This window comes from Faecalibacillus sp. (assembly GCF_047023275.1).
Taxonomy (GTDB): Bacteria; Bacillota_I; Bacilli_A; order Erysipelotrichales; family Coprobacillaceae; genus Faecalibacillus.
This window is the reverse complement of the sequence record NZ_JBKYAR010000001.1, coordinates 1-12,244: the sequence shown is the minus strand read 5'-3', so window position 1 is coordinate 12,244 and position 12,244 is coordinate 1. Positions and strand designations below refer to the sequence as shown.

Here is a 12,244-nt window from a genome sequence, read left to right as displayed (position 1 = left end):
GATTTCATTGTTATTTTATATGATGGAAAATGTTTTTTGTTTATTCAGGGAAAATAAGAGAAATAGTGGGAAAATTGTTTGTTATGATGATAAATATTCTATTGAAAGAGATAAATATCAAGGGATAAGGGTATCATTTTAATTGATAAAATAGTATAATATCACAAAATGAGGTGGAATCATGGAAACAGTTTTGGTAGAAAAAAAGAACATAAACGAGGTTGTTGAATTATTAAAGCAAGATGAGGTTGTGGCTTTTCCTACCGAGACTGTTTTTGGTTTAGGTGTGAAATTTGGAAATCTTTCGGCACTTGAGAAAATCTATGAAATTAAACATAGAAGTCATAGTAAAGCAGTATCTTTGATGATTTATGATCCTCGAGATATAGAAAAATATGCTTATGTAAGTGCGAATGCTCAAAAATTGATTGATGAATTTATGCCGGGAATGATAACCCTTGTTTTAAAAAAGAAATCAATTTTATCGGATGATTTTACAGCTGGATTAGAAACAATAGGTATACGAATACCTGATGATCCATTTGTATTAGAATTATTGAAAAGAGTAGGACCAATGTTAGTAACAAGTGCTAATATTTCAGGTCAAGAGACACTTTTAAATGATTTAGATGTGTATCATGAATTTAATGGGAAACTAAAGATGATCGTCAAAGGAAAATGTCAAAATACTCTAGCAAGTACGGTGGTAAAAATTGATGATGATGTAACAATATTACGTCAAGGTTGTATTAGTGAAGAAAAAATCAGGGAGGTATTGAAGTGAAAATTGCAATGGCATGTGACCATGGTGGTCTCAGATTAAAAAATGTATTAAAAGAAGATTTAGAAAAAAATGGTTATGAAGTTGTAGATTTTGGTACATACACAGAAGAAAGCTGTGATTACCCAGATTATGCTTCTAAAGCAGCAAAAGCAGTTGCTGATGGAACGTGCGACAAGGGGGTTGTCGTATGTGGAACTGGAATTGGTGTAAGTATTACTGCCAATAAAGTAAACGGAATTCGTTGTTCGTTATGTCATGACGTATTTAGTGCAAAAGCAACACGTCAACATAATGATTCAAACATGTTAGCAATGGGGCAACGTGTTATAGGGGAAGGCTTAGCTTTAGAAATCTTACATGCATGGCTTGAAAGCGAATATGAAGGCGGAAGACATGATGCAAGAATTCAAAAAATGATGGCTTTAGAAAAGGAGTAATAAAATTATGAAAGATACACAATTATTTGAAAGTGTTGAAAGAGAATTAAATAGACAAAGAAATAACATTGAATTGATTGCTTCAGAAAACTTTGTTTCTGAAGAAGTATTACAATTAGCTGGATCAGTTCTTACAAATAAATATGCTGAAGGATATCCAGCAAAAAGATATTATGGGGGATGTCAATTTGTTGATGAAGTTGAAGAACTTGCAAGACAAAGAATTTGTGAAATCTATGGGGCAGAACATGCCAATGTTCAACCACATAGTGGGGCACAAGCTAATACTGCAGTTTATTTAGCTTTATTACAACATGGAGATAAAGTGTTAGGTATGTCACTTGCTGATGGAGGACATTTAACACATGGACATCCATTGAACTTTTCAGGAATTAACTATGAATTTTATAGCTATGGTGTTTCAAAAGAAACAGAAACAATTGATTATGAAGCTTATAAAAAACAAGTAGAAGAAATTAAACCAAAATTAGTTGTTGCTGGAGCAAGTGCTTATAGTAGAATTATTGATTTTGAATTTATGGCTAAAGTTGCTCATGATAATGGCGCATTATTTATGGTAGATATGGCTCATATCGCTGGACTTGTAGCTGCTGGCGTTCATCCATCACCATTTCCATATGCTGACATTGTGACAACAACAACACATAAAACATTAAGAGGGCCTCGTGGTGGTGTCATCATGTGTAAAAAAGAATTTGCTGCAGATATTGATCGTGCAGTTTTCCCAGGTATGCAAGGTGGACCATTAATGCATATTATCGCTGCTAAAGCACAATGTTTCTATGAAGTACAACAACCAGAATTTAAAGACTATGCAAAACAAATTATCAAAAATGCTAAAGCAATGGAAAAAGTCTTTAAAGAAGAAGGGTTCAGATTGGTTGCTGGAGGAACAGATAACCACTTATTACTTGTTGATGTTAAAGCAAGTTGTGGTATTTCTGGTAAAAAAGCACAACGTTTACTTGATGAAATCAATATTACAGCTAATAAAAATGCAATTCCTTTTGATACAGAAAAACCATTCAAAGCTTCAGGAATTCGTATTGGAACACCAGCAATGACAACAAAAGGATTCAAAGAAGAAGACTTTGAAGAAGTTGCTAGAATTATTGCGTATCGTTTAAAAAATGAAGAAACTGATGAAATTAAAGAAGAATGTTTAAAACGAGTAGCTAAACTTACTGAAAAGGTCACAATGTATTCAAATATTAAATATATCTAGGAGGCAATTATGTCAGTAACAATATTAGATCATGCTTTAATTAAGCATAAATTAACAATTATGCGTGATAAAAATACTTCAACTTATATCTTTAAACAAAATTTAGATGAAATTGCTAAACTTATGGCATTTGAAGTAACACGCAATGTTTCATTAAAAGATAAAGCAATTGAAACACCTGTTTGTCCAATGGTGGGAAAAGAAATGGATCAACAAATTATCTTAGCACCTATTTTACGTGCAGGAATTGGTTTAGTTGATGGTTTTAGAGATATTATTCCAACAGCTAAAGTTGGACATATTGGAATGGAAAGAGATGAAGAAACTTTAATTCCACGTGAATATTATGCTAAATTTCCAAAAGGTCTAGAAGATGCTTTAGTCATTGTTTTAGATCCAATGCTAGCAACTGGTGGAAGTGCTAATATGGCAATTGAAAATATTAAACAAAGAGGAGCTAAAAAAATTAAGCTTGTTTGTTTAGTAGGGGCACCAGAAGGAGTTAAAGCGATTCAAGAAGCACATCCTGATGTTGATATTACACTTGCAGCATTAGATGAAAAATTAAATGAGCATGGTTATATTGTTCCTGGACTTGGAGATGCCGGAGATCGTTTGTTTGGAACAAATGAATAATAAAGAGAAACTTTTTAAAGATTTGCTTTATGCATTGACGTTATCAGGAAAAATATTTGGAACTTTAATAGCTGGCGTCATATTGGGTTTATATTTGGATAGTATATTACTGACTAGACCTCTTATGACGCTAGTATTTCTTGTTTTAGCGTTTATAGAAGTGATGAGAACATTATTAAAAGGTGGAAAATCATGAATGAAAAGTTAGTTTTTAAGAAATCATTTTTTATTTTTTTAATAGGTTTTATCATTTTTTCAATTGTTGGTTTAGTGATGAAATCTATCAGTTATCCGCTAGGTTTTTTGCTTGGATATTTATTTAATCTTGCAATTTTTTATGTTATCATTATCACGTCTGATATGATATTAAACTTAAAAAAATCCACAAGTTTAATTATCTTATTAAATATCATCAAACTTGCAATTTATGCGATTGGTTTTTTAATTGCTATTTTTATTCCAAAATGGTTTAATCTTATCGGTGTTCTTTTTGGATATATGGTCATTAAAATAACCATATATATTGTAAGTTATCAAATGAAGGGGGTGAAAGGGTGAGTAACTTCTTAGATTCTTTACAAGTAGAATTAATCTTTTCATTGATTATTATGGTGGTGATGGCTATCTTCTTTATTTATGCCGGAAAGAAATTTGCAGCTGCTGATCCAACAGCAAGACCTAAAGGTGTTGTTTTAGTTGTTGAAACAGGTGTTAAAATGATTTACGACTATTTAAAAAGTATCATGCCAAAGAAATTTGAAAAGAACTATTATCCATACTTTGCAATGCTCTTTGCATATTTGATCATTGCCAACTTAAGTGGATTATTAGGATTTGAAGCACCAACTTCAAATTATTCTATTACTCTTGCATTAACAACAATTACATTCTGTTTAATTCAGTTTAATGCAATCAAAAAACAAGGATTATTATCCTACATTTGGGGTGCTGTATGGCCACCAACAAACTTATTAAGTATTCTTTCGCCATTGATTTCGTTATCAATGCGTTTATTTGGGAATATTTTAAGTGGATCGATCCTTATGTATTTAGTTTATCAATTAACAGGTTATATTTCAGGGTTATTGATCAACTTTAACTTTTTAGGACCAGTGATTGCTCCTTGGTTACATTGTTATTTTGATGTCTTTGCAGGATGCATTCAAACATTGGTATTTGTTACATTATCATCTATCTTGATAATGATGGAAAATCCAGATTAAGTTCTTTACTAGCTTGCTAGTTAAGATATAAATGAAAAATGAACTATTTTTTAGGAGGAAAAAAATTATGGTAAAAGGTTTAATTGCTATTGCAGCAGGTCTTGCTGTATGTGCAGGTTTAGGAACAGGGATTGGTGAAGGGATTGCTGCTAGTAAAGCCGTAGAAGCTGTTGGTAGAAACCCAGAAGCTGAAGGTAAAATCCGTACTATGATGATCTTAGGGATTGCCTTATCAGAAACAGTTGCCATCTATGGTTTATTAGTTTCTTTAATCTTATTATTCGTATATTAATAATTGAAAATCTGACAAAGGAGGAATAAAGATGCCAGATATAGCAGGAAAATTATTCCCTAATCTTACAACACTGATTGTTCAATTATTATCTACAGGAGTTTTGTTACTTATTTTTAAGAAGTTTTTATGGAAAAATGTCATGGAATATTTTGCTAAAAGAGCAGATTACATAGAATCTACTATTAATGATGCAAAAGAAATGAACGAAAAAGCTTCTGCTCATTTACAAACTGCTGAAAAAGAAGCACGTGAAGCAGCTAGTAAATATCGTGAAATTCTTGATCAAGCAAAAGATGATGGTCAAAAAGTGAAACAACAAATTATTGACCAAGCAAACGAAGAAGCAAGAGCTAAAATTGAACAAGCACAAAAAGAAATTGAAACAGAAAAGAAACAAGCTCAAGCAGATATGAAACAAGAAATTGTGGATGTTGCTATTGAGGTTGCAACTAAAGTCATGAACAAAGAAATGAATGAAGAAATCAACAAAGGCTTAGTAGAAGAATTTGTTGATGATGTGGTTAACTAATGAGTGTTGTTGGCGATAGATATGCTGAATCTTTATTTGATTTAGCGAAAGAAGAAAATAAAGTCACTCAATATCTTGATGACATCAAATTAGTTGGAGAGGTTCTTGATAGTGATCCTCAAATTGTTCAATTCTTTAATCACGTTCTTATTGGAAATGATAAAAAGGTTCAATTATTGGATCAATCATTTAAAGGGAATGTTGATCAATATGTTTTAAATTTCTTAAAACTATTAGTGCAATCAAGAAGAATTCGTTATATTGATGATATTGTTAAATCTTATATTAATTTATCAAATCAATATTTAGGTATAGAAGAAGGTACAATCTATACACCTTATGAATTAACTGATCAACAAATTCAAGATATAGAAAAAGCAATCAGTCAAAGAGAAAATAAAAAGGTTACTTTAAAAGTATCTATTGATCCATCATTATTAGGTGGTATTAAAGTTCAAATATCTAATCGTATTTATGATGGAACAATCAAAAATAAAGTAGAAATGCTTAAAAAAGAACTATTAAGAAAGTAGGTGGAAATAGTGGGGCTTAGACCAAATGAAATTAGTGCTTTAATTAAAGAACAAATTAAGCATTATGACGATATCATTGAACAAAAAGATGTCGGAACAGTTATGACTGTTGGTGATGGTGTAAGTGTAATTCATGGTTTGGATAACGCAATGTTAGGTGAATTATTACTTTTCCCAAATGATGTTTATGGAATGGTCATGAACTTAGATGAAGATAGTGTAGGAGCCGTACTACTTGGATCTGAAAGTACGATTAAAGAAGGAGACGAAGTTAAACGTACTGGAAGAATTATTGAAGTCCCTGTTGGGGATGAAATGTTAGGAAGAGTTGTTAATCCATTAGGACAAGCAATCGATGGTCAAGGTGAAATCAATACTGGTAAAACTAAACCAATCGAACGTGTTGCTAGTGGGGTAATGACAAGAAAATCAGTTGATCAACCTTTACAAACAGGGATCACATCAATTGATGCAATCATTCCTATCGGTAGAGGTCAACGTGAGTTAATTATCGGTGACCGTCAAACAGGTAAAACTGCAATTGCTATTGATACAATTTTAAACCAAAAAGGACAAAACATTTATTGTGTTTATGTTGCTATTGGACAAAAGAACTCAACAGTTGCACAAGTTGTTGAAAAATTACGTCAAGGTGGAGCAATGGATTATACATGTGTTGTTTCTGCCGGAGCGAGTGAACTTGCACCAATTCAATATATTGCACCATATGCTGGATGTGCAATTGCTGAACATTGGTTAGATGAAGGAAAAGATGTTTTAATTGTTTATGATGATTTATCTAAACATGCGGTAGCTTATCGTACAATGTCGTTATTATTAAAAAGACCACCAGGACGTGAAGCTTATCCAGGGGATGTCTTCTATTTACATTCAAGATTACTTGAACGTGCTTGCCGTTTAAATGAAGAAAATGGTGGAGGATCAATTACTGCTTTACCAATCATTGAAACACAAGCTGGGGATATTTCAGCATATATTCCAACAAACGTTATTTCAATTACTGATGGACAAATCTTCTTACAACAAGAATTGTTCAACTCTGGATTTAGACCAGCTGTAGATACAGGATTATCTGTATCACGTGTAGGTTCTACTGCACAAATTAAAGCGATGAAACAAGTATCTGGTTCATTAAAACTTGAACTTGCTCAATATGCAGAAATGCAAGCTTTCGCACAATTTGGTTCTGACTTAGATGCTGCTACTAAAGCAACATTGGATCATGGGGCAAAAGTACGTGAAGTATTAAAACAAGCACAATACTCACCACGTAGTGTGCCAACACAAGTCATTACTTTATTTGCATTAAAATATGGTTATACAAAACAAATAGCTGTAGAAAAAGTAAAAGAATTTATGGATGGCTTAGTAGAAAATATTCAAATGTCTCATCCTGAATTTATTACTGAAATAGAAACTCAAAAAGTGATTTCAAATGAATTAGAAGCGAAGATGAAAGAAGCAACAGGCGCTTATGTTGATCAATTCTTAAAAACTCAAGGGGCTAACTAATGCCTGGATCAATGCAAGAAATTAAGCGTCGTATTAAATCCGTTGAATCTACTAAAAAGATTACAAAAGCAATGGAATTAGTTGCGACATCTAAACTTCGTAAAACAAGAAATCAACTTGATGAATTAAAACCTTATTATCAAGGTGTTAGACAAACATGTGCAGAAATTTTAGCTTCTAATAAAGGGTTAAAAGATTCTGCCTATCTCGCTGAAAATAAAGTAGATAAAGATGTTTATATTGTTATTTCTTCAAGTTTAGGATTATGTGGTGGATATAATGCCAATGTCTTTAAAGAAATTAGTCAACAAATTAAAGATGAAGATTATGTTTACTCAATTGGAAGTAAAGGAACAAATTATTTCCGTAGAACTCATCAAGGACCAATCAATACTGATTTTGCTTCATTAAATTCGACATTAGCTTTTGATGAAGTAACTAAATTAGTAAAAAGTGTTACAGATCTTTATATTAATAAAGAAGTAGGAAGTATTAAAATTATTTATACTGAATTTGTTAATAACTTAACATTTAAACCACGTACAGTAACACTTTTACCAATTGATACAAATGAGTTTGAAAACATTGAAATTACTAATAAATTTACTGTTTTTGAACCAAGTCCTGAAGAAGTTTTAGATAGTTTAATACCAATGTATTTACAAGCTGTCGTTTATGGTTATCTTGTTGAAAGTGTGACAAGTGAAAATGCGTCACGTAGAACTTCAATGGAAAATGCTACAGATAACGCAGAAGAATTAACAGAACAATTATTATTAAAATACAATCAAGCTCGTCAAACAGCAATTACTAATGAAGTTAGTGAAATTGTTGCTGGAGCTAATGCGCAATAAGGAGGTCAATATGGCAAATATTGGGAAAATAATTAGTGCCCGTGGGCCAGTTATTGATATTGCATTTGATGGCGAAGATAAATTACCTCGATTAAATACAGCCATTCGTATTCAAAATGGTGAAGAAGAATTAGTTGTAGAAGTTGCTCAACATATTGGAGATGATGCAGTAAGATGTATCGCCATGGGTCCAACTGATGGGGTAGTAAGAGGAATGGATGCTGTTGATACAGGTCACCCAATTTCAGTTCCAGTAGGAAATGAAACGTTAGGACGTATGTTCAATGTCTTAGGTGAACCAATTGATGGTAAAGGGGCATTAAGTGAAGATGTTACAAGAATGCCAATCCATAGATCTGCACCAACTTATGCAGAACAAATGACAACTACAGAAATCTTTGAAACAGGAATTAAAGTTGTAGACTTAATTTGTCCTTTTATCAAAGGTGGTAAAATTGGGTTATTCGGTGGTGCCGGAGTAGGTAAAACAGTATTAATCCAAGAATTTATTAACAATATCGCAACACAACATGGTGGGTTATCAGTATTCGCCGGTGTTGGAGAACGTAGCCGTGAAGGTAACGATTTATACTATGAAATGAAAGAAAGTGGCGTTTTATCTAAAACATCACTTGTCTTTGGACAAATGAACGAACCACCTGGAGCACGTTTACGTGTTGCCTTAACTGGTTTGACAATGGCTGAACAATTCCGTGATGGACAAGGTCAAGACGTGTTATTATTCATTGATAACATCTTCCGTTTCACACAAGCAGGTTCAGAAGTTTCTGCCTTACTTGGACGTGTACCATCACAAGCAGGATATCAACCAACTCTAGCAACTGAAATGGGTGCTTTACAAGAACGTATTACATCAACTAAAAAAGGATCAATTACATCAGTACAAGCGGTCTATGTACCAGCCGATGACTTAACTGACCCTGCACCAGCAACAACATTTGCTCACTTGGATGCTAAAATCGTCTTGGATCGTTCAATCGCTGCTTTAGGTATTTACCCTGCAGTAGATCCACTTAACTCTTCATCAAGAGCCTTAGATCCATTAGTTGTAGGTAAAGATCATTATGAAGTTGCTCATGGTGTTCAACAAATCTTACAACGTTATCAAGAATTACAAGATATTATCGCAATTCTTGGTATGGATGAATTAGGTGATGAAGATAAATTAATCGTTGCACGTGCAAGACGTGTACGTAACTTCTTATCACAACCATTTACAGTAGCTAGTCAATTTACTGGGTTAGATGGAAAATATGTCCGTGTAGAAGATACTGTTCAAGGATTTAAAGAAATTCTTGAAGGTAAATGGGATCAATTACCTGAACAAGCATTCCATAATGTTGGTACTATTCAAGAAGCTGTAGAAAAGGCTAAACAAATCGAAAATGACTAAATTTAAGCTAAAAATCATTACACCTCAAGGTATTTACCAAGAAGTGGAAATTGATCAGATAAATCTTGATACAACTGCTGGACAAATAGGTATTTTAGCTCATCATATTCCACTTGCAAGTGGTGTGAAAGTGTCTCAAATGAATTATATTATTGATGGCAATAGAACTTATTTTTCTGTTGCTGGTGGTTTCGTTTATGTAAATGAAACAGAAACAACTTTAATTGCTAATGCAATTGAATCACAAGATGAAATTGATTTAAATAGGGCACAAGAAGCAAAAAGAAGAGCTGAAGAAAGACTTAAAATACAAAACGATGAAATAGATATGTTAAGAGCACAAGCTGCATTGCAACGTGCAATTACACGTATTCATGTCAAAGGTTTATAGAGAAGAAATTTCCATTCTTCTCTTTTTTTTGTATAATGGTTTTAAGGAGAAAATGGAAGTATGAAAAAAAGGCTTATAGGAATTATTGGGATTGTTATTGTGATAATCATTGGAGGTATTTTCTATTTTACAAGAGAAGAAAAAATAGAATTATCTTTAAAAAATAAAAAGGATATAGTTGTAGAATATGGAAATACAGTTCAATATTCATTTGATGATCTTATTCAAACAAAAGATATAGATAAAGATCAATTGAAAGAAATAAAAAAAGAAACAAAAATAACAGATAATATAAAAAAAGAAGATCAAAAAGATTATCCAGCAATAGGTAAATATACAATAAATATCAAATATCAAGATCAAAAATTAAAAAAGAAAGTAGTTGTTAAAGATACAACACCACCTGTCTTTAATGAAACAAATGAAGTTTCATTTGTAGAAGGTACAGAAAATTATGATTTTAATCAAACAATTAAAGCAACAGATTTAAGCAATGTTGATTTACAATACGACATGTCTTCATTAGATATCAATAAAGCAGGAGATTATCAAATGAAGGCAATAGCTAAAGATAGTTCTGGAAACCAAACAGAAAAAACAATTACTGTACATATTCAAGCTAAGCCACAATTACCAGCAGCTAAAATTTATTATGGTGGAGGAAAAATAGTTTGTATTGATGCAGGGCATCAAGGAAGAGGAAATAGTTCATTAGAACCTAATGGACCAGGATCGTCTACAATGAAAGCCAAAGTCACATCAGGAGCAACAGGCTGTGTGACAGGAAAAACAGAATCACAAATTAATTTAGAGGTTGCATTGAAATTACAAGCAGCTTTATCAAAACAAGGATATACAGTAGTTATGTGTCGTACATCACAAAATGTAGATATTTCAAATGCTCAAAGAGCTAAAATGGCTAATGAGGCACAGGCAGATGCTTTTATTCGTTTACATTGTGATTCAAGTGAATCATCTTCACCTACAGGGACACTTACTTTGGCACCATCAACTTCAAATAAGTATTGTGCAAGTATTGCTTCTCAATCACAAGCGTTATCAAAAAGTATTGTGAACAATATTTGTAAGGTGACAGGTTCTAGAAATAGGGGTGTTTCAATTGTTGATAACATGACAGGATTGAATTGGTCAAAAGTACCTGTCACAATTGTAGAAATGGGATTTTTATCAAATCCGGGTGAAGATAGATTACTTTCTAGTGAGGAGTATCAAAACAAGATAGTTCAAGGAATTGTAAATGGAATTGGCGAATATTTAAGTTAAGTAAAGGAAAGAGGAAAAAGGAATGGAAAAAGTTACATTGGGAAGAACAGGCATTACTGTTAATCGTAATGGATTTGGTGCATTACCAATTCAACGTGTAACAGGAGAAGATGCGACAACAATTTTAAGAAAGGCTTATGATCAAGGAATTCGTTTTTTTGATAGTGCAAGATGGTATAGTGATAGTGAAGAAAAACTAGGAAATGCATTAAGTGATGTTAGAAAAGATATTTATATTGCAACTAAAACGGGTTCTACAACAGTAGAGGGTTTTTGGAAAGATTTAGAAACAAGTTTAAATAATTTAAAAACAGATTATATTGATATTTATCAATTTCATAATCCTTCATTTTGTCCAAAGCCAGGAGATGGAACAGGACTTTATGAAGCTATGTTAGAAGCAAAAGCACAAGGAAAGATACATTTTATTGGGCTTACAAATCATCGTTTACCAGTAGCGATAGAAGCTTGTGAAAGTGGTTTATATGATACAATTCAATTTCCATTTAGTTATTTAGCAGATCAAAAAGATATCGATTTAGTTAATAAATGTAAAGAAAATAATATTGGATTTATTTGTATGAAAGCTTTATCGGGAGGTCTTATTAATCGTTCTGATGCAGCTTATGCATATTTAGCACAATTTGATAATGTATTACCAATTTGGGGAATTCAAAAAGAAAGTGAATTAGATGAATTTATTTCATATCAAACAAAAGCACCAGAACTTACACAAGAAATTCAAGATTTAATTGCGCACGATCGAAAAGAATTAGCAGGAGATTTCTGTAGAGGATGTGGTTATTGTATGCCTTGTCCTAAAGGTATTCAAATTAATCAATGTGCTAGAATGTCTTTAATGTTAAGAAGAGCACCAGCAGCAAGTTGGCTCAATGATCACTGGCAAGCAGAAATGAAAAAAATTGAAGAATGCTTAAACTGTGGAAAATGTAAACAACATTGTCCATATCATTTAAATACACCAGAATTATTAAAGAAAAATTATGAAGATTACAAAACATTTTTAAAATAAGCCTAACTCAAGATAAATGTTGGTAATGACACCTAATAATGTCAGTCTAACT

At 32.3% G+C, this 12,244-nt stretch carries 16 protein-coding genes; all 16 read left to right on the top strand.

The features are described 5' to 3' along the window. Positions 1-181: 181 nt before the first annotated feature. The 16 genes from ACLVEP_RS00080 (at position 182) to ACLVEP_RS00005 (ending at position 12,192) form a co-directional block, all read left to right on the top strand. Positions 182-784 carry an L-threonylcarbamoyladenylate synthase gene (locus ACLVEP_RS00080; protein ID WP_318000352.1) on the top strand — a complete coding sequence of 201 codons (603 nt, stop codon included), beginning with the start codon at positions 182-184 and terminating at the stop codon, positions 782-784. After that, on the top strand, positions 781-1,221 hold the full coding sequence (gene rpiB / locus ACLVEP_RS00075) for a ribose 5-phosphate isomerase B (RefSeq protein WP_032090888.1): 441 nt from the start codon (positions 781-783) through the stop codon (positions 1,219-1,221). The genes ACLVEP_RS00080 and rpiB overlap by 4 nt, the downstream gene beginning before the upstream one ends. A gap of 7 nt (positions 1,222-1,228) precedes the next feature. Next, complete coding sequence (gene glyA, locus ACLVEP_RS00070; protein WP_032090887.1) at positions 1,229-2,467, top strand: serine hydroxymethyltransferase; 1,239 nt, start codon at positions 1,229-1,231, stop codon at positions 2,465-2,467. A gap of 9 nt (positions 2,468-2,476) precedes the next feature. Further along, entirely contained in the window at positions 2,477-3,103 is a 627-nt protein-coding gene (gene upp / locus ACLVEP_RS00065) for a uracil phosphoribosyltransferase (protein ID WP_412582079.1), read from the top strand. Beyond that, on the top strand, positions 3,087-3,299 hold the full coding sequence (locus tag ACLVEP_RS00060) for a hypothetical protein (protein WP_412582078.1): 213 nt from the start codon (positions 3,087-3,089) through the stop codon (positions 3,297-3,299). The genes upp and ACLVEP_RS00060 overlap by 17 nt, the downstream gene beginning before the upstream one ends. After that, positions 3,296-3,661 (top strand): hypothetical protein, encoded by a 366-nt coding sequence (locus ACLVEP_RS00055; RefSeq protein ID WP_412582077.1) that lies wholly within the window; start codon positions 3,296-3,298, stop codon positions 3,659-3,661. Before ACLVEP_RS00060 ends, ACLVEP_RS00055 begins: the two co-directional genes overlap by 4 nt. Further along, a complete protein-coding gene (locus ACLVEP_RS00050; RefSeq protein ID WP_412582076.1) occupies positions 3,658-4,326 on the top strand; it encodes a F0F1 ATP synthase subunit A in 669 nt (222 codons plus the stop codon). Before ACLVEP_RS00055 ends, ACLVEP_RS00050 begins: the two co-directional genes overlap by 4 nt. A gap of 67 nt (positions 4,327-4,393) precedes the next feature. After that, complete coding sequence (gene atpE / locus ACLVEP_RS00045; RefSeq protein WP_022001942.1) at positions 4,394-4,618, top strand: ATP synthase F0 subunit C; 225 nt, start codon at positions 4,394-4,396, stop codon at positions 4,616-4,618. Positions 4,619-4,649: 31 nt separating this feature from the next. Continuing rightward, on the top strand, positions 4,650-5,150 hold the full coding sequence (gene atpF, locus ACLVEP_RS00040; protein WP_412582075.1) for a F0F1 ATP synthase subunit B: 501 nt from the start codon (positions 4,650-4,652) through the stop codon (positions 5,148-5,150). Further along, entirely contained in the window at positions 5,150-5,683 is a 534-nt protein-coding gene (locus ACLVEP_RS00035) for a F0F1 ATP synthase subunit delta (protein ID WP_412582074.1), read from the top strand. Before atpF ends, ACLVEP_RS00035 begins: the two co-directional genes overlap by 1 nt. 9 nt (positions 5,684-5,692) lie before the next feature. Beyond that, positions 5,693-7,216, top strand: a complete 1,524-nt coding sequence (gene atpA, locus ACLVEP_RS00030; protein ID WP_412582073.1) for a F0F1 ATP synthase subunit alpha — start codon at positions 5,693-5,695, stop codon at positions 7,214-7,216. After that, positions 7,216-8,070 carry an ATP synthase F1 subunit gamma gene (gene atpG, locus ACLVEP_RS00025; RefSeq protein WP_318000032.1) on the top strand — a complete coding sequence of 285 codons (855 nt, stop codon included), beginning with the start codon at positions 7,216-7,218 and terminating at the stop codon, positions 8,068-8,070. The genes atpA and atpG overlap by 1 nt, the downstream gene beginning before the upstream one ends. A 10-nt stretch (positions 8,071-8,080) precedes the next feature. Beyond that, positions 8,081-9,484 carry a F0F1 ATP synthase subunit beta gene (gene atpD, locus ACLVEP_RS00020; RefSeq protein WP_318000033.1) on the top strand — a complete coding sequence of 468 codons (1,404 nt, stop codon included), beginning with the start codon at positions 8,081-8,083 and terminating at the stop codon, positions 9,482-9,484. Next, on the top strand, positions 9,477-9,875 hold the full coding sequence (gene atpC / locus ACLVEP_RS00015; protein WP_318000034.1) for an ATP synthase F1 subunit epsilon: 399 nt from the start codon (positions 9,477-9,479) through the stop codon (positions 9,873-9,875). Before atpD ends, atpC begins: the two co-directional genes overlap by 8 nt. A 60-nt stretch (positions 9,876-9,935) precedes the next feature. Further along, the gene (locus tag ACLVEP_RS00010) at positions 9,936-11,159 is read left to right on the top strand and encodes an N-acetylmuramoyl-L-alanine amidase (RefSeq protein ID WP_412582072.1); all 1,224 of its coding nucleotides are present in this window, start codon (positions 9,936-9,938) and stop codon (positions 11,157-11,159) included. 22 nt (positions 11,160-11,181) lie between these two features. Further along, the gene (locus ACLVEP_RS00005; RefSeq protein ID WP_227392027.1) at positions 11,182-12,192 is read left to right on the top strand and encodes an aldo/keto reductase; all 1,011 of its coding nucleotides are present in this window, start codon (positions 11,182-11,184) and stop codon (positions 12,190-12,192) included. Positions 12,193-12,244: the final 52 nt, after the last annotated feature.